At 68.7% G+C, this 24,857-nt stretch carries 17 protein-coding genes; 12 read left to right on the top strand and 5 right to left on the bottom strand.

Translation table 11 applies throughout. The annotated features are described in order from the left end of the window. Window positions 1-47: 47 nt before the first annotated feature. Together trpA and trpB are read right to left on the bottom strand one after the other, a co-directional pair. The gene (gene trpA / locus NGK62_RS17370) at window positions 48-848 is read right to left on the bottom strand and encodes a tryptophan synthase subunit alpha (protein WP_059378669.1); all 801 of its coding nucleotides are present in this window, start codon (window positions 846-848) and stop codon (window positions 48-50) included. Continuing rightward, on the bottom strand, window positions 845-2,053 hold the full coding sequence (gene trpB / locus NGK62_RS17365; protein ID WP_059378668.1) for a tryptophan synthase subunit beta: 1,209 nt from the start codon (window positions 2,051-2,053) through the stop codon (window positions 845-847). The genes trpA and trpB overlap by 4 nt, the downstream gene beginning before the upstream one ends. Window positions 2,054-2,163: 110 nt before the next feature. Between trpB and NGK62_RS17360 the strand changes: the two genes are divergently transcribed. From NGK62_RS17360 to NGK62_RS17330, 7 genes are all read left to right on the top strand, one after another. After that, complete coding sequence (locus NGK62_RS17360; protein ID WP_251879368.1) at window positions 2,164-3,042, top strand: LysR substrate-binding domain-containing protein; 879 nt, start codon at window positions 2,164-2,166, stop codon at window positions 3,040-3,042. Between the two features lie 67 nt (window positions 3,043-3,109). Next, window positions 3,110-3,847 (top strand): hypothetical protein, encoded by a 738-nt coding sequence (locus NGK62_RS17355; RefSeq protein WP_251879366.1) that lies wholly within the window; start codon window positions 3,110-3,112, stop codon window positions 3,845-3,847. 140 nt (window positions 3,848-3,987) lie between these two features. Further along, a complete protein-coding gene (locus tag NGK62_RS17350; protein WP_251879364.1) occupies window positions 3,988-6,069 on the top strand; it encodes a DUF8189 domain-containing protein in 2,082 nt (693 codons plus the stop codon). A gap of 108 nt (window positions 6,070-6,177) precedes the next feature. Then, window positions 6,178-7,095: a GAF domain-containing DNA-binding protein gene (locus NGK62_RS17345; RefSeq protein ID WP_251879361.1), complete on the top strand. Its 918-nt coding sequence runs from the start codon at window positions 6,178-6,180 to the stop codon at window positions 7,093-7,095. Between the two features lie 138 nt (window positions 7,096-7,233). Further along, complete coding sequence (ampH, locus tag NGK62_RS17340; RefSeq protein WP_251879359.1) at window positions 7,234-8,379, top strand: D-alanyl-D-alanine-carboxypeptidase/endopeptidase AmpH; 1,146 nt, start codon at window positions 7,234-7,236, stop codon at window positions 8,377-8,379. After that, window positions 8,376-9,548: a hypothetical protein gene (locus NGK62_RS17335; protein WP_251879357.1), complete on the top strand. Its 1,173-nt coding sequence runs from the start codon at window positions 8,376-8,378 to the stop codon at window positions 9,546-9,548. Before ampH ends, NGK62_RS17335 begins: the two co-directional genes overlap by 4 nt. 7 nt (window positions 9,549-9,555) lie before the next feature. Next, window positions 9,556-11,133 carry a serine hydrolase gene (locus tag NGK62_RS17330; RefSeq protein WP_251879355.1) on the top strand — a complete coding sequence of 526 codons (1,578 nt, stop codon included), beginning with the start codon at window positions 9,556-9,558 and terminating at the stop codon, window positions 11,131-11,133. A gap of 26 nt (window positions 11,134-11,159) precedes the next feature. Here the strand turns inward: NGK62_RS17330 and NGK62_RS17325 are convergent, their stop codons facing one another. The 3 genes from NGK62_RS17325 to NGK62_RS17315 all read right to left on the bottom strand — a co-directional run bounded on the left by NGK62_RS17325 (window position 11,160) and on the right by NGK62_RS17315 (window position 17,856). Next, a complete protein-coding gene (locus tag NGK62_RS17325; RefSeq protein WP_251879353.1) occupies window positions 11,160-14,987 on the bottom strand; it encodes an autotransporter outer membrane beta-barrel domain-containing protein in 3,828 nt (1,275 codons plus the stop codon). A gap of 32 nt (window positions 14,988-15,019) precedes the next feature. Further along, window positions 15,020-17,323: a beta strand repeat-containing protein gene (locus NGK62_RS17320; protein WP_251879351.1), complete on the bottom strand. Its 2,304-nt coding sequence runs from the start codon at window positions 17,321-17,323 to the stop codon at window positions 15,020-15,022. Window positions 17,324-17,436: 113 nt separating this feature from the next. After that, window positions 17,437-17,856: a RidA family protein gene (locus NGK62_RS17315; RefSeq protein WP_118931292.1), complete on the bottom strand. Its 420-nt coding sequence runs from the start codon at window positions 17,854-17,856 to the stop codon at window positions 17,437-17,439. Between the two features lie 67 nt (window positions 17,857-17,923). Here NGK62_RS17315 and NGK62_RS17310 point away from each other — a divergent pair, with 67 nt between their 5' ends. From NGK62_RS17310 to NGK62_RS17290, 5 genes are all read left to right on the top strand, one after another. Continuing rightward, entirely contained in the window at window positions 17,924-18,532 is a 609-nt protein-coding gene (locus NGK62_RS17310) for a class I SAM-dependent DNA methyltransferase (RefSeq protein WP_251879349.1), read from the top strand. A gap of 156 nt (window positions 18,533-18,688) precedes the next feature. Further along, on the top strand, window positions 18,689-19,570 hold the full coding sequence (locus NGK62_RS17305; protein WP_251879346.1) for a ribose-phosphate pyrophosphokinase: 882 nt from the start codon (window positions 18,689-18,691) through the stop codon (window positions 19,568-19,570). Window positions 19,571-19,595: 25 nt separating this feature from the next. Next, window positions 19,596-21,950 (top strand): phosphoketolase family protein, encoded by a 2,355-nt coding sequence (locus NGK62_RS17300; RefSeq protein ID WP_251879343.1) that lies wholly within the window; start codon window positions 19,596-19,598, stop codon window positions 21,948-21,950. Between the two features lie 26 nt (window positions 21,951-21,976). Beyond that, complete coding sequence (locus tag NGK62_RS17295) at window positions 21,977-23,335, top strand: MBL fold metallo-hydrolase RNA specificity domain-containing protein (RefSeq protein ID WP_251879341.1); 1,359 nt, start codon at window positions 21,977-21,979, stop codon at window positions 23,333-23,335. Then, on the top strand, window positions 23,332-24,849 hold the full coding sequence (locus tag NGK62_RS17290; protein WP_240633172.1) for a thymidine phosphorylase family protein: 1,518 nt from the start codon (window positions 23,332-23,334) through the stop codon (window positions 24,847-24,849). Before NGK62_RS17295 ends, NGK62_RS17290 begins: the two co-directional genes overlap by 4 nt. Window positions 24,850-24,857: the final 8 nt, after the last annotated feature.

Raw genomic sequence — 24,857 nt, 5'->3', positions numbered from 1 at the left:
TCCCTCGGGCTGACATGCGCCGGACCGACACCCGCCGGGCGGCCTGACTATGCGGCGGCGCCTCGCTGCCGCAACGCTGCAGCCAGCCCGCGCACCTCGTCCAGGGCGCCCGCCACGCCCTGCTCGGCCAACACCTGCGCCAGCCGCGAACCCACCACGACGAGATCGGCATGCCTGGCGACGAGCCGGGCTTCGTCGGGCGAGCGCACGCCGAAGCCCGCGGCCACCGGCAGCCGGGTATGCGAACGCAGCCGCTCCAAGTCCTGGGCGATGCGGCGCTCGTCGGGCAGGTCCGCACCCGTCGTGCCGGCCAGCATGATGTGATAGACGAAGCCGCTGGCGTCGCGCAGCAAGCCCGCCAGCCGCGCGTTCTCGGACGTCGGCGCGGACATGCGGATCAGATGCAGGCCATGCGCGCGCGCCGCGCCGCCGATCTCGTCAGCGTGTTCAAGCGGCAGGTCGATGATGATCAGGCCATCCACGCCCGCCGCGGCCGCGTCCTCGATAAAGCCGTCAACGCCACGCCGCAGGATGGGATTCAGATAGCCCATCAGCACCACGGGCGTATGCGCGTCCGCCTCGCGGAAATCGCGCACCAGGGCCAGCGTGCGCCTCAGGGTCTGGCCGCCGGCCAGCGCGCGCACGTTGGCCTGTTGCAGCACGGGACCGTCCGCGACCGGATCGCTGAACGGCATGCCGAGTTCGATCACGTCCGCGCCCGCCGCGCCCAAGCCGCGCAGGAGCTCCAGGCATGCGGCGGGATCGGGATCGCCCGCCGCAAAATAGGTCACCAGCCCACTGCGGCCGGATTGGCGCAGCGCTGCCAGGGTTCGATCAAGCCGGGTCATGCCGCCACCTCGCCAAATTGAGTCACCGTGTCCATGTCCTTGTCGCCGCGTCCGCTCAGGCATACGACGAGAATCTCGTCACGCCCCATCCGCGGCGCCAGCTTGCGCACGTAGGCCAGCGCATGCGCGCTTTCCAGCGCGGGCAGGATGCCTTCCTTGCGCGTCAGCCAATGGAAGGCCGATACGGCCTCGGCGTCCGTGACCGACACGTAGTCCACGCGCTTGCGATCATGCAGCAAGGCGTGCTCGGGACCGACGCCGGGATAGTCGAGGCCGGCCGATATCGAATGCGCGTTGACGATCTGGCCGTCTTCGTCCTGCAGGTAATAGCTGCGACAGCCGTGCAGCACGCCCTCGTAGCCCGCGCTGATGCTGGCCGCGTGGGCCCCGCTGGCCAGACCCAGCCCGCCGGCTTCCACGCCGTACAGGCGCACGTCCGCAAGCTCCAGGAAGGGATAGAAGAAACCCATCGCGTTGGAGCCTCCGCCCACGCAAGCCACCATGGCGTCGGGCATGCGGCCGGTCTTGGCCGCGATCTGCTGGCGCGTCTCCTCCCCGATCACCTTCTGGAACTCGCGCACCAGCCAGGGATAAGGGTGCGGTCCGGCGCCGGTACCCAGCAGATAGTACGTGTCGGCCGGGTGGGCGATCCAGTCGCGCAAGGCCTCGTTCATGGCGTCCTTCAGCGTGGCGGTGCCGGCATGCACCGCGCGCACCTCGGCGCCCAGCATGCGCATGCGGCGCACGTTGACGGACTGGCGCTCCATGTCCTCGGCGCCCATGTAGACCACGCACTGCAGGCCGAACAGGGCGCAGACCGTGGCAGTGGCCACGCCATGCTGTCCCGCGCCGGTTTCAGCAATGATGCGGCGCTTGCCCATGCGGCGAGCCAGCAGGATCTGCCCCAGGCAATTGTTGATCTTGTGCGCGCCGGTGTGGTTGAGGTCTTCGCGCTTGAGGTAGACCTGCGCGCCGCCCAGCTCCTCGGAAACGCCGCGGGCCAGGAACAGCGGGCTCGGCCGACCCACATAGTCGGCCAGCAGGCCGCGGTAGGTCTGCCAGAAGGCTTCGTCCGCCAAAGCCGCCTTGAACTGGCGTTCGAGTTCGTCCAGGGCGGGGACCAGCGTTTCGGGCATGTAGCGGCCGCCGTAGGGGCCGAATTGGCCTCGGCTGTCGGGCGCGGCCGGATGGATGGCGGATGGCATGGGCAAGTTTTCCGTGACGGGCTAGAGATAACTTGCCTTATGCTATCTTCACAAAATATTTATTTGAATCAATGATTTATTTCCCATACATGTAAGGCCAGCTAACAGCCATGCGACGCCTGCCGTCCCTTAATGCCCTGCGCTTCTTCGACAGCGCGGCTCGCCAGGCAAGCTTCACGCTGGCCGCCAAGGAGCTCTGCGTGACCCACAGCGCGGTCAGCCAGCAGATCCGGCAGCTGGAAGACTGGCTGGGCTGCGCCTTGTTCGAGCGCCGCGCCGGGCGCGTCCACCTGACCGCGGCGGGCCTGGATCTGCAGCGCGCCGCGCATGATGCCTTCGACCTGCTGGAACGCCGCTGCGATGAACTCAGGCGCGGCACGCAGCCAGCGGAACTGGCGGTGGGCGCGCCCGCCAGCTTTCTTTCCAACTGGCTGATCCCGCGGCTTGACCGGTTCGAAGCCCTGCATCCGGACATCCGCATCAGGCTGCAGACAGCCGCCGACGCCGCCCTGCTGAACACGCAGCGCGTGGACGCGCTGATCCTGGCCGGACGCGCCTGGCCGCAAGAATGGGATGTCACGCCGCTCTTCGCCGAAACCATAGGTCCGGTCTGCACCCCGGCCCTGGCCGCGCGTATCCGCAGCGCGGCCGACGTGCAGGACATGCCGCTGCTGCACACCAGTTCGCGGCCCGACGCCTGGAAGGATTGGGCGGCGCGCCAGGGCATCGCGCTGACGCCACGGCAAGCCGGGCGCGAGTTCGACCATCTGGGCCACATGCTGGAAGCCGCCGCGGCCGGGCTGGGCGTGGCCATCGCGCCGGCGGTGCTGGTGGAAGCCGAACTGCACCGAGGCAGGCTGGCCGCGCCGCTGGACTTCGTCGAAAGCGGCGCGGCCTTCAGCCTGTGCCTGCGCAAGGATGCGGTCCGCGCCGACGCCGCGCACGAACGCCTGCGCGACTGGCTGCTGGCCAGCGCCGGCGCGAACTGATGCCATCCACGCAACGCGCGCAAACCGGTTACGCTTGCGCGCCGAACCACACCGCCGAAACATATCCATGAAAAAGCTCTGCGCGATATTGGGCCTGGTGTTCCCCACGCTGGCCAGCGCCGCCTACAGTCTTTCCGCCACCGAGGCGGCGGTGCTGGAAGCGGTGCTGCGCGACGAGCTCGACACCTACCTGCAAGGCGGCAACAGCCTTATCGGAGCAAGGCTCGGCCTGCCCGCGGCGACCGCCGAAACCGTGTCGCGGGCCTATGCCAACGGCCCGACCGCGCGCTTTCCCGCGTCGCTGGATATGAACATGCTGATCGCCGGCCCGATCGATGCCGGCAAGCGTAGGGACGGACAGGCCGTATCGTTCGCCACCGCCGGATCGCCGACGGTCCGGGCGCATCTGCCCGCCGGCCTCACGCCGTCCGCGCACCTGGCCCTGGCATGCCGCCGCATGCAGTGGGTCGACCATTCCCCCACCTTCATGGACTGCCGCGACGCGGCCCCTGCCGGCAAAGCGGAAGCCGCCCGCCTGAAGCGCGACCTCGACGACTTCTACCTGGGCAAGCCGACCGACATCCAGGTGTCCCAGCTGGCCGTCAATATATCGGTGTACGCCAGCCTGCTGGCGCCCGGCCACGGCTGTCCGAAGAACATCGAGACGTGCCGCCAGGCCATCCAGGGCGTCGACGGCGCAAGCCAGAGCAAGCAACTGCCGGCAATCGTGCGGCGCTTCCAGCAGGCGGGGCTGGATCTCAGCCCGTACCGGGGCGACAAGGCGGCAACCGCGCCGGATCGCTAGCGCGCGCAGTGGGCCGTGCCGGGCCGCGACCGAGCTTACGAAGCGGCCTGTACCGCCCCCATTTATTGCAATTCCGCGCCGCTATACTGGTCTCACCTCAATACCCTTTACGCGCCGCGCCTTTTCTGCTGCGCCCCGTTATGCACGTCTTGTTGGCCATGCTGCGCCCCGTTGGCCGGGCGCTCCTCTGTACCGTCGCCACCCTGCTCTGCGCCCAGGCCTACGCCGCACCACCGACGCTGGCGCAATGCCATGGCATCAAGGATATGGCTTTCGTCGCCCACCTGGACGACGACCTGCTGTTCATGAACCCGGACATCGCCTCCAACATCCAGGCGGGGGGCTGCGTGCGGCTGGTCTACCTGACCGCCAGCGATGCCGGCGAAGGCGAAAGCTACATGCTGGGACGCGAACGCGGCGTGCGCTCCGCCTATGCCTACATGGCGCATCAACCGGACGAATGGAAGGAAGACTCCGGCACCGCGGGCGGACGGCGCATCGCGCGCTTTACCCTCAAGGGCAATCCGCGCGTGCAGCTTTGGCACATGCGCCTGAAGGATCCGTGGCTGGGCAAGGGCTGGGGCAGCCTGACGCCGCTGAGCCGCACCGAATCCGTACCCGGACAGAACGTCGACACGCTGGGCCCCTATGCCGAGTCCTACACGCGCGAACAGTTGATCGACACCCTGGCCGACCTGATCCGCCAGTACGCGCCGACCACGGTGCGCCACCTCGACGACACCATCGCCGTGCCTTACACGCAGCTGTGCTGGCGCTGCGCCGGCCACGGCCATCCCGACCATATCGCCAGCGCCCGGCTGGCGCGCGAAGCCATGCTGCGCGCGCCCGGCAACTACGCCGAGATGGGCTATGTCGATTACCCCAGCCAGGAACGCGCCACCAACCTGACCCAGGCGGAGATCGCCAGCAAGTCGCTGATCTTCCAGCACTACGCCTGGAACGACTACCACTATTGCGCCGGCCCCACCGGCTGCAAGGAACCCGCCGGCCCGGCGGCCGCCTGGGTGCAGCGCGCCTATTACGTGTCGCGCCAGGACATCGCGCCGCAGCTCTACCCGGACGGGCGCGGCGGCATGGTGGTGTTCGCCGCTGGCGAAACCAATGGCGCGGTGAACCGTTGGGACACCGGCGAGCGCCGCTGGCAAAGCCTGGGCGGGCGCACTAGCGGGCCGCTGGTCTCGTTCAGCCATACCGATGGCACGGCCGGCCTGATGGCGCGCGACCCGCTGGGCGGCGTATGGGCCAACAAGCAGCGCCATGACGGCACCTGGCAGGGCTGGCAGGCGCTGGGCGGCCTGCGCGTGACCCAGATCCCGGCCGTGGCGCCGCGCGGCGAGGCCGCCGCCGTGGCGCTGGGCTACGACGGGCTGCTGCACTGGATAACCCCGTCCGGCATCGACGGCAGCTGGGGCGCCTGGCAGGACCTGCCGCCGCTGGAAGGCGTGACCGGCTCCCCGGCCGCGGCGCTGGGTGGCGACGGACGCTACATAATCTTCGCGATCACCGGGACTGGCGAGCTCTACTACACCCGCCAACTGCCTGCCGCCAAGAGCCAGCTCCCCGAATGGCAGGACTGGCGCCGCGTGCCCGCGCCCCAGGCCGCTGGCGGCCTGGCGGCGATCCGCAATCACCAGAACCGCGTCGAACTCTATTTCCGCCAGCGCGGCAACAACCACCTGACCCGGCTGATGGAGACCGGCGACACCACCGATCTCGACATGGACTGGGGCTCTCCGACCGACATGGGCGTGCCCTACATCGGCCGCCCGGCCATCAGCGCCGATGCCAGCGGCAACGTCATGGTCGCGCTACTGGAACGCGCCGGCGGACAGCTCTGGCTGGTGGAGCACGGCAGGCCGTCCAAGCTGGACGCCCAGGCGGCCTCGCCGCCCGCGCTCAATCTGGTCAACGGCACGCTTTACATCGTCGCCCGCGCCACCGGCGGCCCGCAGCGCTACGAGGTGCTGTCGCGCCACGATGGCAACTGGACCCGCGGCGTCACCCTGGAGGGCGTGCCATCCGCTGGCGGCGGCCCCTTTGAAACCGTGGCCGCCCGCCCCATCGACCTGCCCAAGCTCGGCGCCAATGACGCCAACAAGGCGGCGGTGGTGCGCCCCTCTGCCGAGGATCCCGGGACGCTCAGCGTAGGCCGCATGCCGACGCAAGCGTCCCAGGCGGCGACGCCGACCACGGTGCGGTGATGATTTCGGTTCTTGTCATCCCTCGTTACCGGAGGGAAAATCCCGCCTAGCCGCGGGGTCCGGCCCGCGCGCGCCAAGCGCCATGTCGCCGCAAGGGGGGAACCGCAAGTGAAGGATGCAGTCCAGTACCAGACTCACACCCCCACCCTGCTCGAACCCAGCCCCGCATCGGACTGGCTCTACCACTGCGCGATGAGCCTGCTCAAGCTCCCCGCCGACGACGCGATCTCCGAACAGCTGGCCTACATGGGCGAGACCTCGGACGTGGACCGGTCCTGGATGATCGAGTACCGCCCGGACATGCTGCGCCTGCGCAATACCCATGAATGGTGCCGCGGAATGACCGAGCCCTTCGTCGCCGAACTCCAGGACGTGCCGACCACGCTGATCGCCTGGCTGCACAAGTTCATGGTCAAGGGCCAGGCGGTCGCGATCCACGACGTCAACGACCTGCCCCGCACCGCCCGCGCCATCCAGGTCGAGTTCCAGCGCCAGGGCAACAAGAGCGTACTGAGCGTGCCGGTTTTCCACGACAAGAAGCTCTACGGCATCATCGGCTTCGACACCACCGTGCGGCACCGGACCTGGTCCGCCGACGAGGTCCGCGCCCTCTACCAATGCGCCAACCTGATCGGCCAGGCCAAGTACGGCAACAGCCGCGAACGCGGACGCACGCCACGCTACGACAGCGCCACGTCCGTGATCTATCTCAGCATGCGCGGCGTGGTCCGCGGCGTGCAGCCCGAAACCATCGTGGGCGTGCGCTCGGCGGGCAACTACAGCGAGATCTGGCTGGAAGACGGGTCGATGGTGCTGGACTCGCGCGCGCTCGGCATATGGTCGACCCTGCTGCCGGAACAGACCTTCTTCCGTGTACACCGCACCGCCATTGCAAACGCATTGCATGTCATGGACGTGGACCGCCGCAGCGTCGACAAGTGGTTGATCCGGATGCGAGCCGTGGACGAGACCTGGCCGGTGTCGCGCTCATACCGCAAACCGCTGCGCGAACGCATGGGAATCTGAACCGGGCGAGCCTGCGAAATATGCAGTTCGTCATGCCGGCATGTTGTTTCGTCCTGCCGCAAGTGGCCGCGCAACGGGTTTTTGGGATCATCGCAGGCAAAGGAACAGCCGTTCCCACAGTCCCGCAAAGAGAACCGCATGCTGACATCCCGCATCCTGCCGCGCATCACTTCCCTAGCCTTGAGCGCCGCCTGCGCACTGGGCGCCAGCCAGGCCCGCGCGGCCGACCTGGCACTGCAGGATGCCGTCTCCATGGCCGGCATGCAGCTGTACCTGAACTCGGGCGCGCCGGGACTGATCATCGCGGCCGTGCGCGGCGATGAGGTCGTGATTCAGGGCTATGGCGAAACCGCGCCAGGCAGCGGCGTCGAACCCGACGGCCGCTCCATTTTCAGGATCGCTTCGGTATCCAAGGTGTTCGCCGGCGACGTATTGGCGGCGCTGGCGGCCAAGGACAAGCTGAAGCTGACGGATCCCCTGGCCAACTATGCGCCGGAAAACGCCAAGGTCCAAGCCAACGGCCGTCCGCTGACCCTGCTGGACCTGGCCACGCATTCGGCCGGCCTGCCGCGTGAACTGCCCAACCCCGACGCCAAGCCCTCCGACAATCCGTTCGCCGCGTTCGACCGCGCCTATTACTGGAAGTGGGTCGGCAGCCACCAGCCGGCCTACGTGCCCGGCACCACCACGCTGTATTCCAACCTGGGCTTCGGCCTGCTGGGCGATGCGCTGGCCAAGGCCGGCGGCGCGGACTATTCGACCGTGCTGGCCGACGAAGTCCTGAAACCCGCCGGCATGACCGACACCACCAATGCGCTGAGCGACGCGCAGAAAAAGCGCCTGATGACCGGCCTGGATCCCTTCGACAAGCCCGATCCCAATGCCCCTGTGCCTGACGTGATGTACGCCAGCGCCGGCATCTACTCCACCGCCGACGACATGGCGCGCTGGATGCGCTGGCACCTGGACGGCGCCAAACAATCGAAGCAGGCGTCGTTGCTGGCGCACACGATGTGGCTGCCCTATGACGGACTGAAGTCCGTCGTAGGCACGGAAGTCACCGATGCCGACGGCATGGGCCTGGGCTGGGTGGTGACCCTGCCGCGCAACGGCACGCCCTTGCTGCTGGGCAAGAGCGGCGGCCTGGGCGGCTTCATGTCCTACGCCGTGCTGTCGCCCAACCGCGGGCTGGGCGTGTTCGTCGTCGCCAGCCGCGTGAACTTCGCCATGTTCAACAACATCCATTCCCAGGTGCGTGAACTGGCGGCCGAGTTGGCGCGGTGAACGGACCCCGCCGGCCGCTGTGCCAGGCCGCAGCGGCCGCGCTGCTGGCCGTGGCCGCGCAAGGCGCGTGCGCGCAGGAAGCCCGGGACATCTTCAAGACGGAGATCTTCCTCACGCCCTACAGCGAGCTGGGCGAGGGCGGCGAAACCTATCCGCGGCTCAACGGCCGCTTCCTGCTGATGACCGGCTATACCGGTTTCTTCGGCGTGCAGGACGACAACGGCCAGCTTCCCCGCTCGCACTGGAGCAGCGTGCAGCCCACTGCGGAGGCGGCCCTGGTGCTGCAGCTGACGCGGCAGTTTTCGATCCGCACCAAGGCGACGTTCAACTCGTCCGCCAACGACACCAAGGACAATGCGTTTTCCGACCTGGGCGTGAATCTGGACAACCTGTTCGCCGCCTACACCGCGGACAACTACGCGCTGTACGGCGGCAAGATGGACCTGGGCTTTGGCGACGCCTGGCACGTGATCGATGGCTTATACACGGGCTTCAACGAGAACTCGGAATTCCGCGGCTCGATCGGGCTGGGCGGGCGCTACACCCTGGATACCTCGGGCCGCGGAACGCACTCCGTGGCCGCCATGCTGTTCAAGCGCGACAACACCGCGATGAACCGACGCTTCAGCCTGGACGGCGGCCTCATCGGGCCCGATCAGCCGCCGATGTTCAGCGACCAGTTGAAGTCCTTCATCCTTTCCTACGATTTCCGCGATCTGCCCGGACTGGAAGGACTGTCGGGCGGGCTGGACGCGGGCCGGCTGCATCTGGATCCGGATCAAGGGAAAAGCGCCAACACGGTGTCGGCCCGGCTGCGCTACGACGCGCCGCTGGCCAACTCGTGGAATCTCAGCTGGTTCAACGAAGCCACTTATTCCAGCGCCTTTCGCGGCGCCCCCGTGTCCAACGGCAACGGCGTGACCTCGGTCTCGTTGTCGCGCGACCGCTGGCAGCTGACCGCGACGGCCGCCGTGCGCAAGCTTTCCGGCAACGGCCAGAAGCTGGCGCAGCATGGCCTGCAAGACGACACGGATTGGGGCATTTCAGGCGCGGTCACCTACGTCACCCCCATGGGATTCATCGTGCAGGCCGGGCTCACGCATCAGCGCGACCAGGCCCTGCGCATCAACCAGGGCGTTTTCCGCATCGCTTACCAAGCAGGATTCTGAGGCCATCATGAACCGCAAACACACGCTCGTCACCGGAATCATCCTTCTTGCGCTGGGCGGCGGCACGGCCGTCTGGTCGCAGCCCGTGCCCATCGCCAGCGCGCCGAATCCGCCCGCGGACGCCGTCGCCATCCCGCCTGGCAGCAAGGAACGCGCCGTGCAGGAACTGCCGCAAATCGTCGCGGACATCATGCGGCGCAGCCAGGTGCCGGGCATGGCCGTGGCAGTGGTCATCGACGGCAAGACCGTGCTGGCGCAGGGATACGGCACGCGCGAGGCCGGCAAGCAGGCGCCGGTGGATGCGCAGACCGTGTTCCAGATCGCATCGATCTCCAAGTCGCTGTCGGCGACGGTGGCGGCGATTGAAGTATCCAAGGGCCGCGCCTCCTGGGACGATCCGGTCTCGCGCTATCTGCCGGACTTCAGGCTGAGCAACGCCTATGTGTCCGAACGCGCCACGATCGGCGATTTCTTCGCGCACCGTTCCGGCCTGCCGGGCACGGCGGGCGACGATCTCGAAGACCTGGGCTTCAGCCGCGGCGACGTGATCGCCCGCCTGCGCCTGCTGCCGCTGGATGCCTTCCGCACGTCCTACCACTATGCCAACTTCAGCACCACCATCGGCGCCGAAGCGGTGGCCAAGGCCGCCGGAAGTCCCTGGGAGCAACTGGCCGACGACCAACTTTTCAAGCCCTTGGGCATGAAGTCGACCAGCTACCGCTACGGCGACTTCGAGGCGCGCGGCAATCGCGCCGTGCTGCACGCCTACCAGCACGGCCGCTTCGTGCCCGCGGGCCAGCGCAACGCCGATCAGCAGGCGCCCGCGGGCGGCGTGTCCTCCACCGTCGTCGACCTGGCGGAATGGCTGAAGCTGCTGCTCGCGGACGGGCAATATCAAGACAAGGCCTTGATCGCCCCCGGCGCGCTGTTGCCCGCGCTCTCTCCCCAGGCATTCAGCGCCCGCGCGCATGACCTGGACTCGCGCTCCGGCTTCTACGGCTATGGCTTCAACGTCAACACGGAACTGGGCGGACGCCCTTCAATGGGGCATTCCGGCGCCTTCCTGATGGGAACGGGAACGACCTTCCGCATCGTCCCTTCGGCCGGCATCGGCATCGTGGTGCTGACCAATGGCGCGCCGGTGGGCGCGGCCGAATCCGTCGCGGCATCGTTCACCGACACCGCCTTGTACGGCAAACCCACGCGCGACTGGTTCGCGGCCTACAACGGCGCGATGAAGGCGTTCTTCGAACCCCAGGCCGATCTGTCCGGACAGGCCGATCCCGCCAAGCCCGCAGCTTCGAAAGCACTGTCGCAATACACCGGCAGGTTCGACAACCCCTACTATGGCCCCGCCGAGATCCAGGAGGCCAACGGCGCCCTGACCCTGGTGCTGGGACCCAAGGGCATGCGCATCCCCTTGCGGCACTGGGACGGCGACACCTACGCTTTCGCGCCCGTGGGCGAAGCCGAACTGGTTGCCTCGCTGGCGTCCATCGTCTTCAGGATGGACCAGGGACGGGCCCAGGGCTTCGACATCAAGTTCTACGACGACAGCGGCCAGGGGCGCTGGGTCCGCAAGTAGCCGCCGCGCCCCGCCGCGCCGCCGGCTCAGAAGCGGTAGGCGGCGCGCAGGGTCAGGGACTGGTCGCGGTATTCCCCATTGCCGCGCAAGGCATATTCCGTCTTCAGCTCCACGCCCTTGGGCGTGACGTATTCCAGGCCGGCCGCCAGGTTGCCATAGGTCCTGGGCATGCCCGAGCGCAGCGTGAAGGGCGTCGCGCCCGCGCCGTTGAGCTGCATGGTGGTCACGACATCGCCGCCGCTCAGAAAGCTCATCCCGCCGGCCACGTACGAGCGCAAGGTCGCGCCGCTGGCCAGGTCCTTGCGCCCGCCCAGCTCCACCATGGGCGAGGCCATGAACGAGGTCGTGTCGTTGCCGCGCACCTTCAGGTTCAAGGCGCCCGCGCCCTGTTCGCTGTAGCCCTCCTGCCGGATGTGGTTCACGTCCAGATCCACATAGGGCCGCAAGTACCAGGACGGCTGGCTGAATTCGTAGGCGGTGCGCAGCCTGGCCGCCAGAAATGACGACTCCGGCTTGCTCTTGGCCGTGCCGTCCAGCGTGCCGCGCGACATCCTGCTCTTCTCCATGCCGCCATGCACGGCAAGCGAGACCTGCCACGGCGCATTGTTGTACTTCAAGGCCAGGCCGCCCGCGTAGGTGTCGCTATTGCCCGAGAAGTCGGCGGCCGACGTGGTCTTGCCGTAGGCATAGCTCAACGAACCGCCCAGGAACCAATTGGTGGCGATCTCGCGCTGCGCGCCCAGCGTGAGCGTGCTCTGGCGCACGCGGTAACCCTCGTCGTCCGAAGTGGCCTTGCGTTCGGTCCAGTTCGTGTCCAGGCGGGTCCAGACGCAATCGCCTTCGCGCAGGATCGTGCTTTCGCCGACGAACGCCGGGCAGCTCATCATCCGGTTCATCGACGCGTAGGAGGCATGCATCTGGTTGGCGGCGCGGGCGAACTGGCCGTCGTGGGCGATGCGGTTCAGGGCGTCGCGGTACTGGTCCGCGCTCTGAACGCCCGTGAACTTGTCGAAGGTGGAGGCATCGCTTGCTTTCCCCTGGTTCCACAGCGCCTGCAGGGAATTCGCGATCCTCGCGCGATCCGCGGTGAGCGGAAACGCCGCAGGCGTGAAGTTGGCGTCGACGGAAATGAGCGGGTCGCGCAGGCCGCCCGCGCCATTGTTCTTCAGCGCGTAGCTGAACAGGGGGCTGTCGCTTGCGGTCGCGGGAACGCTGGTTTGCGCGGCGTCGAAATGGCCTATCCCCAGCCATACGTTCTTCACGGGATTGCGCAGCACCGGCTTGACGGTGCCCGCGAAGGTCGAAGCGCCCGCTACCGAAATGAAGTCGCTGTCGTGGCCGCCAAAATTCAAGTCGGGCCGGTAGGTTCCCGTATGGTTCAGCGCGCCCGTAATGCGCGTGGTCGTGTACACGCCCGGTCCGCCCGGATTCAGGATGCCGGCGCTGTCCAGGTCGCCCTGGAAGCGGGCGCCGCTGTACAAAGTGCCGCCGGTGTTGTTGTGAAAGATGCTGCCGCCGCCCAGGAGCACGTCGCCCGCCACGATCCCATTGTTGTTGACGACAGCCGCGCCGGCCACGTCCATGGCCGTCCTGGCCTGGATGACGCCGGCGTTGGTGATGGTGGTGCTGGCAAGTGGCGTGATCGCCAGGATGCCCGTGCAGGATGCGCCGCTGGCGCTGACCAGGGCGTTCTGGCCCAGGTTGATCGAGATGGCCCGGCCTCCGCCATAGGCGCCATTGCTGATGGCAACCACGGCCGGCGAATTGGCGCCGGTGGCGACCACCTGCGCCGCATGGCCGATGTCCACGCTTACCGGCCCGCCATAGGCCAGTTCGTTGCCGGGAGTGCTGTACTGGTAGAGGTTGCCGTCCTTGAACACGCCGCCCCCGCCCACGCTCATCGCCAGGATCGCAGGCGCGTTCGCGCCCGAGGTCTGGACGGTGCCGCCCGTGCCGATAGCCACGTTGACCGCGCCGCCATTGCCCTTGCCGCCGGTCAGGCCGGCGTTCTGGATCAGGCCGGTCGTGTATTGCGCGGATGACTGGTCGCCCGCCAGCCCCCCGCCGCCGCCCACGCTCTGCGCCAGTATCCCGGCGGCGCCCTTGCCCGAGGTCGCGATCAGCCCCGCGATGGACAGGTTGACGGCGTTGCCGTCTCCGCCTTGCGCGGGAGACGAGACGGGCTTCAGCGTCACCAGGCCGGGCTGCGTTGCCAAGCCGGCGATGCCGCCCCCGCCGCCTATGCTTTGCGCGACGACGCCGTGCGAATTGACGCCGGCCGTAACGATGCGTCCGCCCACGTCCTGCGTCACGCTGACCGCGCCGCCCGGTCCCTGCATCGGCGAACTGGCGCCGAACGTGATGTTCACGGCATTCGCAGCCGGCCCCGTGCCGCCATCCAGCGTGACCAACCCGCCGCCTCCACCGATACTCTGCGCCAATATGCCGAAGGACAGTGCGCCGCTCGTGGCGATGCTGCCGCCCGTGTTCGTGACGTTGACGTTGCCCCCGGCGCCGGTGGCGTTGCCCAGGAAGGCCCCCATGCCGGCTTTCGCGGTGCTGCCCAACTGGATATCGACGCCGCCAAGGGACGCGCTGGACGACGCCGCCGCCATGCCGCCGCCTCCGCCCACGCTCTGCGCCATGATCCCCGGCGCCCACCAGCCCTGCGTGGCGACGCGGCCGGTATTGTTCGCCACGCTCACCGCGCCGCCGGATACCTGGACCAGGTTGAATCCGTTGGTGTTGGACGGATACTCGCCGCCCAGGACGACCGCCAAGGTAGCCTGCTGCTGGATGGCGGCAAGGCTGGCCTTGCGCAGGGCGAGCATGCTGACGCCGCCCCCGCCGCCCACGCTTTGCGCCACGATACCGGCGGAGCCGCCCGCGTCCGTCGAGAGAACGCCGCCATGAACGACGCCAACCGCCCCGCCCGTGCTGGTCGACACGCCCTCCCCGGGGTCGCCGCCCAACGCGACGGTCGCGGCGGTCTGGCTCCACAGGAACAAGGGCTGATCGACCACCGATATGCCGCCGCCCCCGCCCACGCTCTGGGCCAGGATGCCGGGCGCCTGACGGCCCTGCGTGCCGATGCGGCTGGTGGCGGCGCTGGCGTCCACCGTCACTGCGCCGCCCGCGCCGCTGGCCCCGTCCACGCCGCCGTTGCGCACGTTGATCAGGGATCCCAACAGCGATCCGCCCTTGGTTCCCAGAATGCCGACGATGCGGGTGATCTTGTCGATGATCTCGGGCGCCTGGCTGCCGGCGCCGGCCGAGACCACCGCCTGCAGGTCCTGGCCGCTGGCCGCGCTTCTGCCGCCGCCACCGCCTATGCTCTGGGCGACGATGCCAGCCGAACCGCTGCCTTGCGTGGCGATCGTTCCCGTGTTGGTGACGATGGCCGGATCGGACCCGCTCCCTCCGCCCACGCCTGCCGCGCCGCCGTTGCCGCCGGTCTGGTGGGTGATGCTGGTCTGAGGCAGCGCCACCGTGTAGAGGTCCTGCGCGCCGGACGCGGCGGCATTGATCAGCGCATCGATGCTGGACAGCAGGGTGGATGCCCCGGCCGAATCTATCGCCCCGCCATTGCCGCCACCGCCGCCGATACTCTGCGCCAGGATGCCCGGCGCTTGGTCTCCCGCCGTCGCGATGGCGCCGTCGTTGCGCACGTCGAATGCGCTTGCGGCGTTCCCCGCGCCACCGCTGCCGCCGGTCGTGACCCCGACGGACAGGCTGACGGCCTTTTTGAAGGCCAGTTCCGGACCCTTCTCCAGCCAGTCCGCCGCCTTCTCCAACAGGCCGGCCAGGCTGCCCGGCGCGCCCAGGATGTCATTGAAACTGGCGGCGTCGTGCATCTGGACGATGCCCCCATTCCCCCCGCCGCCGCCTATGCTTTGCGCGACGATCCCTGCCGCCCCCGCCCCGCCGTTGCGATGACGCCAGTCGCCGCATTGCCGACCTGCGCGCGGCCGCCGCTGCCGCCTTGCCCACCCTGTCCGCCATGCCGCACGGACAGTTGCAGATCGATTCGCGTGTTGCCTATGACCGGCGTCTTGACTGGCGCCAGGACTCCGCCGCCATTGCCTCCGCCGCCGCCAATGCTCTGCGCCACCACGCCGATGCCTTGCGCGCCCGAGGTGCGGATGCCGCCTTCATTCGTGACCCGCGCCGTGCCGCCATCGCCGCCTCCTTGTCCCGCGCCGCCGTTGGACACCGCGACCGTGACGGCGCCGCTCGGGTTGTCGCCCACTTGCGGCGCGATCGTGACGACGCGGGAATTCGCCAGTCCGCCGCTGCCGCCCCCGCCGCCTATGCTTTGCGCCAACACGCCATTGCTGTGCGCGCCCACGGTCGTGATCGTGCCCTGGCGGGCCTGCGTGAATAACACAGTGCCGCCGGAGCCGCCGCTACCGCCCTTGCCCCCGGTAGCCACCGTCACGTTCAGACCCACGCCCACGCCGACCGCATTGGCCGATCCGCCGCTGCCGCCTCCGCCGCCTATGCTCTGGAGTATCACGCCGGATGCGTTACCGGCCCGGGTCTGGATCCTGCCTTGCGAGGAAAATTGGATCAGGCCGCCGTTGCCCGCCGCGCCGCCCGTGCCGCCGATGGCGACCGACGCGATCACGCCGGTGCTGTTGGCGTCGCCGCCCACGCCGCCACCGCCGCCTATGCTTTGCAGCAGCACCGCGGCGCTGTTGTCGCCCGAGGTATCGATGCCGCCGCTGTTGGCCATGGCGATGCCGCCGCCCGAACCGCCCGTGCCGCCATGCCCGCCGCCCACGGCGATGATGCCGTTGCTGGACGAGGCCAGCCCGCCGCCGCCGCCCGCGCTGTTGGCGATCACGGCGGCGGCGTCGTTGCCGTGGGTGCTGATGGCGCCTGCGTTCGTGATGGTGATCGCCTGGCCCGCAAGCGCGCCCGCGCCACCGTTGCCGCCTTGTCCGAACGCGCCGCTGGCGCCGGCCGGACCGCCTTCCCCGCCCAGCACGCTGGCCACGATGCCCTTTGCGCCGACGGTGCCGGCGGTTCCGGTCGTGATCTTGCCGGTATTGGTGATCGTGACCGCGCCGGGCGATCCGCCCGCGCCGCCATTGTGTCCCTCGGCCCACGAGCCATGGCCGCCATTGCCGCCGTTGCCGCCCTGGGTCAGCACGTAGACGCCAATGCCGCGATTGCCGTTGGCCTTGATGGTCCCGCCGTTGGCCATGGTGACCGAGCCCGCGTTGCCGCCTGCGGCGGCTTTGGTGTCGGTGCCGTTGGCGGTCGACGCATTCCCGCCGATGGAGCGGGCGATCACGCCATACACGCCGTCGCCCAGCCCGGTGACGGAAGATCCTGCCGACGCGGTAAAGACGACGCTGGAAGCATCCCCGCCGCGGCCTGAATCGCTATGTCCGCCAAAGTCGCCCGTGTGTTCGGCGGCGCCGCCGTTGCCGCCCGACGATATCAGGCCCACCGCCGCGCTGACGTCGGCCGGCCCCGGCCCGCGCGCGGTCACCGATGTCGTGCCCTGCAGGATCACGGACGCGGCGCCGCCATTGCCGCCGTGGCCGGACGTGTACGCGCCGCTGAAGCCCTTTGCGATGGCGCTATCAGTCCCCGACCCTCCCCAGGATTGGACGGCGACACCGAAACCGGCGCCGACCACGTTGGCGTTGTTCAACGTGGCTCGCGCCTGGTGTCCGTCGCCGCCTATCCCGTAGCCGCCATTGGGCCCGTCAGCGTTGCCCCACAGGCCGCCATTGCCCCCCGCGGAATACAGATCGATCCCGCGGCCGGCGGCATTGACCGTGCTGGCTGCCAAGGTGTAGTCGATGATCCGCCCGCCGCCGCCATTACCGCCCCAATGGTTGGGGTCCGCGTCCCTGCCGTTGCCGCCCTTGCCGCCGCTGACGTCGATCAGGATGCCGGTCTGGCCGGGTGCATTGGCGCTGATGCGCTGATTGCTGTCCGTCTGCACGAAGTCGCGCTGCCCCCACTGGCCGTCATGGCCGTTGTCGGGGTGGTCGCCGCTGGAACAGCAGGTGCCGTCGGCGCCGCGCAGTTCATAGGACAACGGTGCCGTCTGCGCCCAGGCCGGGCGTCCGAATACGTAAACGGTGGCAATCCCCGTCTGCAGCAGCAGGGCCAGCCAGGTAAGCCGCAAGCCGTGGCGGACTGGCTTGGAAGTATCTTGCGGGGAGATCATGGCGGCGGCTGCGGCGAAATTGGGCAAATTGAGAAATTCGCCGTTCGCCGCGCGCCGTACAAGTCCCGGATGACGAATCAACCATCCGGGCTGATGAGTCGCCGCTCCCGGCCCTATTTCGAATCCCGCACCGCCGCGACCATCTTGATCTCCACCGCCAGCCCGGGCCGCGCCAGCGCCGCAACGCCCAATATGGTCCAGGCCGGGAAGTCGGAACGTATGTACTTTTCCTTCACCGCGCGGAAGCCGGCAAGGTCGGCGCCGACGTCGACGTGATACGAGACCAGTTCGACCGCATCGGTAAAATCCAGGCCCAGATGGCCGAGCACCGCGGCGATGCGCTGGAACGCCAGGTCCGCCTGCTCCACAGCCGATTCGGGCAGCGAGCCGTCGGCGCGCAAGCCGATCTGCCCTGCGATGAAAACCAGCCCGTTGGCCGTGACCGCAGGCGAATACTGGAACAGGTCGAAAATGCGGTTGCCGCCAAAGACGGGATCGTCATCGGGAAGGCGCAGACGCTCGATCTTGCTCATGGAAGTCCTTGTGCAACGCGGGCGTTGCTGGTTCATCGGATTTGCAACTCTACTAGGGAACGCCGCGATGTCCACCTCCCCCGCCGATAACGTGATCACGCTGTACCGCGAGCATGCCGACGCCTTCGAGAAACTGCGCGGCACGCAGCTGGTCGAACGCGCCTGGCTGGACGCGTTCCTGGACCTGCTGCCCGGCCCCGCTCCCGAAGTGCTGGACATAGGCTGCGGCACCGGCGTCCCCATCGCCCGCCACCTGATCGAACGCGGCTGCAGGCTGACCGGTGTGGATGCCTCGGACGCCATGCTTGCGCGGGCAAGAGCCTCGTTCCCTGATCACAGCTGGATTGAAGCGGACATGCGCCACCTGCCACCCTTGCGTCCCTTCCACGGGCTGATCGCCTGGCACAGCTTCTTTCACCTGCGGCCCGAAGACCAGCGGCCCATGTTCAAGACCTTTGAATGCCTCGCCGCGCCGGGTGCCGCGCTGATGTACACCAGCGGAACGTGTCTGGGGGAGGCCATTGGCCAATTCGAAGGCCAGCCGCTCTATCACGGCAGCCTGAACACCGCGGAGTACCGCGAGTTGTTGCGGCAGGCCGGCTTTGAAGTGGTACGCCACGTGGAAGGCGATACGACCTGCGGCGGCGCGAACATCTGGCTGGCGCGGCGACGCTGATAAAACCTTTGAGTTACATCAAGGTTTGACCGGCGTACGACGTCGAAAAACCCCGCCCCTGCGCCATAATCAGAATGCCGCGGCCCTTCCAGGGCCGCGCGGGGCCCACCCGGCCTCTTCGGTTTCCCCAACCTCGATCAGGCGGACCCGGCATTCATGCAAAGACTTATCCTCCCGCTACCCGGCAACGAAGGATTCGCCAAGCGCCTTGCCGCCCTGTGCCAAGGCGAACTCGGCGCTGTCGAAACCCGCCGCTTTCCCGACGGCGAAAGCTATGTGCGGCTGCATGGCGACCCGCAAGGGCGCGCCGTCGACATCGTCTGCACGCTGGCCCGGCCGGATCCCTGCTTTCTCAGCCTGATCTTCGCGGCCGACACTGCGCGCGAACTGGGCGCCACCGAGGTCAACCTGATCGCGCCGTATCTGGCCTACATGCGCCAGGACAAACGCTTCCAGGAGGGCGAAAGCGTCAGTTCGCTGTCGTTCGCGCGCCTGGTGTCCGCGACCTTCGACCGCCTGCTGACGGTCGATCCGCATCTGCACCGGCATCCGTCGCTGTCGGCGCTGTACACCATCCCGACCACCACGCTGCATGCGGCGCCGCGGCTGGCCTGCTGGATCGCCGGCAATGTGCAAGCGCCGCTGATCGTCGGCCCCGACGAGGAAAGCGAGCAATGGGCCGGCTCGATCGCCGCGCGCATCGGCGCGCCGCACGTGGTGCTGCGCAAGACCCGCCGCGGCGACCGGCAGGTCGACATCGAAGCTCCCGATCTCTCCGCCTGGCGCGACTACACGCCGGTGCTGGTGGACGACATCGCCTCTTCCGGCCGCACCCTGGTGGTGGCTGCCGGCAAGCTGGCGGGCATGCGGCCGCCGCAATGCGTGGTGGTGCATGCGCTCTTCGCCGAAGACGCCTGGGCGCAGGTATCCGCCTGTTTTGAACGCGTCGTTTCCACCGACGCCGTGCCTCATCCCAGCAACCGCATCGAACTCGCGTCCCTGCTGGCCAACGCGCTGCTGCGCAATCTGCGCGATTGATCACCCGATTTGAAAGGAACCCGCAATGACGCTCCGCCAGCATTGGCTATCCGGCCACGGCCCCATCCAGCACCGCGCTGACACCGTCGAACGCGTCGACGCGCTGGTGCGGCGCCTGACGGCCAGCGGCCGCGTCGCCAGCGCGGACGATGCCTACCGCATGCTGGCCGCGGCCGACCGCCTCAGCTGCGCCGCCATGAACGTGGTGGCCCACATGACCTACGCGCGCCGCATCGACCTGAACGGCGGGCCGTTGGCAGCCGACGACTTCAAACCCAATCCCGAAGGCCACACCGGCGGATCGCTGAACATGGCGCCCGCCTTCGTCGCCTACCTGCTGGCCAATGCGCTGAGCGGCAAGACCCGCGGCTGGCTGATGGGCCAAGGCCATTGCGTGGCCGCCATCGAAGCCGTCAACGCCCTGACCGGCGACGTGTCGCCCGCGCAGCGCGGCCGCTATGACCGCAGCGAAGCCGGGCTGGGACGCCTGATCACGGACTTCTACTCCTACGCCATCGACGCCCGCGGATTGCCTGCCGTGCCGCTGGGCAGCCACGCGGGCCCCAACACGGCGGGCGCCGTGTCGGAAGGCGGCTACCTGGGCTTTGCCGGCCTGCAATACGTGCATATGCCGCTGCCGGGCGAGAGCCTGGTGGCATTCCTGAGCGACGGCGCGTTCGAAGAACAGCGCGGCTCCGACTGGGCCACGCGCTGGTGGCGGGCCGAGGATTGCGGCCAGGCCGTGCCGGTCATGATCCTCAACGGCCGCCGCATCGAGCAGCGCACGCAGATCGTGCAGGAAGGCGGCGCGCATTGGCTGGCCGAGGACCTGCGCCACAACGGCTTCGATCCGCTCATCGTCGACGGCCGCGATCCGGCAGCCATCGCCTGGGCCATCCTGGCGGCGGAAGACGCGCTGGCCGCAAGCCTGGCGGCGCCAGGCTTCCAGTACCCTGCCCGGCTGCCCTATGTCATCGCCGAAACCGAAAAGGGATTCGGCTTTCCCGGCGCCGGCACCAACGCCGCGCACAACCTGCCGCTGGGCGGAAACCCGCACACCGACAGCGCGGCCCGCGATGCTTTCAACGCCAGCGCCGCCCGGCTGTTCGTCCCGGGGCCTGAACTGGACGCGGCGCTGGCCGCGCTGGCCAATCACGATGCGCAGCGCCGCCCGCTGGAAAGCAGGCACCCCATGGCGCACCGGCATCCCGACGCGCCTGCGCTGCCCGAGCCCGCCTGGGAAGCCGCTGGCGTCCAGGGCAGCGCCATGGCGGCGCTGGACCGCTGGTTCGTCGAACTGGTGCGGGCCAATCCGCGCCTGCGCGTGCGCATCGGCAATCCGGACGAACTGGCCAGCAACAAGATGGGCGGCGCGCTGGCCTTGCTGAAGCACCGCGTCGACCATCCAGAGGCCGGCGTGGCCGAAGACCAGCACGGCGCCGTCATTACCGCCCTGAACGAGGAAGCGGTGGCCGCCGCCGCGCTGGCGAACAAGGGCGGCCTGAACCTCATCGTCAGCTACGAGGCCTTCGCGGTGAAGATGCTGGGGCTGCTGCGCCAGGAGATCATCTTCGCGCGCCGCCAGAAGGAACTGGGACAAACCCCGGGCTGGCTGTCCGTACCGCTGGTGGTCACCTCCCATACCTGGGAAAACGCCAAGAACGAGCAATCGCACCAGGACCCCACCATAGGCGAAGCCTTGCTGGGTGAAATGTCCGACACCTCGCGCGTGCTCTTCCCGGTGGACGGCAACAGCGCCGCGGCGGCGCTGCGCGCGGTCTATGCGCAGCGCGCGCAGGTCGCCTGCCTGGTCGTGTCCAAGCGCGACGGCAAGCAGCGCTTCGACGCCCAGGCGGCGCAGGCATTGGTGGAGCAAGGCGCGGCCCACGTCGCCGGCGACCCGCAAGCCTGCGCCCTGCAATTCGTCGCCATCGGCGCCTACCAGCTCGAAGAAGCCCTGAAGGCGCGCGCCCATCTGGCCGCGCTGGGCCACGAGTGCTGCGTGTCCGTGGTGCTGGAGCCGGGCCGCCTGCGCGCCCCGCGCGACGAACTCGAAGCGGCATTCACGCTACCTGACGCCGCCCTCCACGCCCTCTTCCCGCCCGGCCTGCCGCGCGTGCTGCTGTGCCATACGCGCCCCGAACCCATGCTGGGCGTGCTGCGCCGGCTGGACGGCGGCCCGGCCCGCACCCGCGCGCTGGGCTACATCAGCCGCGGCGGCACGCTGGACGTGCCTGGCATGCTGTACGCCAACCGCTGCACCTGGGCGCACGCCGTCGATGCCGCCGCTGCCGTGGCGGGCTGGCGCCGGGCAGACGTGCTGGACGCGCCGCGCCTGCAAGCCCTGGACGGCAAGGGCAATCCTGCCGACCTCGCCTAACCCTTCTGATGCTGCACAAGGAAACCATGCTCACACTGACCTGCCTGGGCGGAGCCGGCACCGTCACCGGATCCAAGCACCTCCTGAGCCACGCGGACACGCGCCTGCTGATCGACTGCGGCCTGTTCCAGGGCCTGAAGAACCTGCGCGAACTCAATTGGCAGCGGCTGCCGCTCTCGCCCGCCGATATCGATGCGGTAGTGCTCACGCACGCGCATCTGGATCATTGCGGCTACCTGCCGCGGCTGGTGGCCGAAGGTTTCAAAGGCAAGATCCACGCCACGCCCGCGACCCGCGACGTCGCCGAACTGATCCTGCTGGACAGCGCCAACCTGCAGGAAAAGGACGCCGACTTCGCCAACCGCAAGGGCTTTTCCAAGCACAAGCCCGCGCTGCCGCTTTATCGCGTGGTCGACGCCGAACGCGCAATGACGCATTTTTCCGATGTAGCGCTGCACCAGGAAACCGCCTTGCCCGGCGGCGCGAAGCTGACCTTGCGCCGCGCCGGCCACATCCTGGGCGCAACCACCGCGCAGATCGATATCGGCGGCATGCGCGTGGTGTTCTCGGGCGACCTGGGCCGCTACAACGATCCGGTGATGCATGATCCCGAACCCGTGCCACGGGCCGACTATATCGTCATCGAGTCCACCTACGGCAACCGGCGCCACGACCCGGCCGATCCCGTCGAAGCCCTGGGCGCCGTGATCGAACGCACGGTGCAACGCGGCGGCACTGTCGTCATTCCCGCCTTCGCCGTCGGGCGGGCGCAGACCCTGATCCATGCGCTGTGGAAACTGCGCCAGGCCGGCCGGCTGCCGAACGTCCCGGTCTACCTGGACAGCCCCATGGCGACCAGCGCCACCGAGTTGCTGGACCGCCATGCCGGCGATCACAAGCTATCCCCGCGCGAGTACGAGGCCGCCTGCTCGGCCGTGACCTACGTGCGCGACGTCGAGGAATCCAAGGCGCTGTCGGCCAACCGCTATCCCAAGGTCATCATCTCGGCCAGCGGCATGGCCACCGGCGGGCGGGTGCTGCACCACATCGCCGCCTTCGGCAGCGACCACCGCAACACCCTGCTGTTCTCGGGTTTCCAGGCCGCCGGCACGCGCGGCCGCAAGCTGCTCAACGGCGCGACCGAGACCAAGATCTACGGCCAGTGGACGCCCATCAACGCCGAGATCGCCGAGCTGCCAATGCTGTCGGCGCACGCCGACAGCGACGAGCTGATGCGCTGGCTGTCCGGTTTTCAGGAAGCGCCGCGCCGGGTCTTCATCGTCCATGGCGAGCCCGAGGCCTCCGAGGCGCTGCGCGAACGCATCCAGCGCGAACTCAGCTGGCATGTCACCGTCCCGCTGCAGGACCAGAGGTACGAGCTGTGAGCAGCGTTACGGAACTCAAACCGCCCGCGCTGCGCGCAACGCGCATGCGCCTGCACGCGCAGCATCAGCCGATAGCGCTGATGCGCGCGGACTGCCACGTCTGCCGTTCCGAAGGCCTGGCGTCGCGCTCGCAGGTGCTGATCACCTCGAACGGCCACGAAGTGCAGGCCCAGCTCTACCAGATCGACAGCGACCTGCTCGCGCTCGACGAAGTGGCGCTGTCCGAGGAAGCCTGGGACGCGCTGGCAATACGCGACGGCGACAGCGTGCAGGTCCGCCACCCGCCGGTGCTGGAATCCCTGGCCGGCGTGCGCCAACGCATCTATGGCCGCCGCCTGGGCGAAGAGGATCTTGCCGCCATCGTCCGCGACGTGGTGCGCGGCCGCTACACCGACGTGCACCTGTCGGCCTTCCTCACCGCCACGGCCACGCTGCCGCTGAGCATCGATGAAACCATCTTCCTGACCAAGGCCATGGTCGACGTCGGCGACCGCCTGGGCTGGCAGGCGCCGATCGTGGTCGACAAGCATTGCGTGGGCGGCCTGCCCGGCAACCGCACCACCCCGCTGGTGGTCGCCATCGCCGCGGCCAACGGCCTGGTCATGCCCAAGACCTCATCGCGCGCGATCACCTCGCCCGCGGGTACCGCCGACACCATGGAAATGCTGGCGCCGGTGGACCTGGGCATCGAACAGCTGCAGCGGGTCGTCCAGACCGAGGGCGGCTGTATCGCCTGGGGCGGCGCCATGCACCTGAGCCCGGCCGACGATATCTTCGTGCGCGTCGAACGAGAGCTGGACATCGACACCGAAGGCCAGTTGATCGCCTCGGTGCTGTCCAAGAAGATCGCGGCGGGCGCCACGCACGTGGTGATCGACATTCCGGTCGGCCCCACCGCCAAGATACGCAGCCACGAGACCGCCGAGCGCCTGGCCGGCCATCTGATAGAAACGGCCGCGCATTTCGGTCTGACCCTGCGCTGCCTGTACACCGACGGCAGCCAGCCCGTCGGCCGCGGCATCGGACCCGCACTGGAGGCCCGCGACGTGCTGGCGGTACTGCGCAACGACCCCGATCAGCCGCAGGACCTGCGCGAACGCGCCGCGCTGGTCGCCGGCGCCGTGCTGGAAATCGGCGGCGCTGCGCCGCCGGGACAGGGCATCGCGCTGGCCCTGCAAACCCTGGACAGCGGCCGGGCCTGGGAGAAGTTCGCCCGCATCTGCGCCGCCCAGGGCGGGCTGCGCGAACCGCCTCAGGCCGCGCACGTCGAACCTCTGGTCTCGCTGCAAGCCGGCCGCGTGACCCATATCGACAACCGCAAGCTGTCGCGCCTGGCCAAGCTGGCCGGCGCGCCGGAACGGCCCGCCGCCGGCGTGTCGCTGCACGCGCGGCTGGGTGATGAAGTCGCGCGCGGGCAGCCCTGGCTCTATCTCCATGCGCAGACTCGCAGCGAAATGGCCTATGCGCTGGAGTATGCGCGGCACGCCGGGGATATCGTGACCATCGAAGCCTGACGCGGGCG

Source organism: Achromobacter sp. Marseille-Q4954 (assembly GCF_943737025.1).
Classification (GTDB): Bacteria; Pseudomonadota; Gammaproteobacteria; order Burkholderiales; family Burkholderiaceae_B; genus Achromobacter; species Achromobacter bronchisepticus_A.
This window is presented reverse-complemented; position numbering and strand designations above follow the sequence as displayed.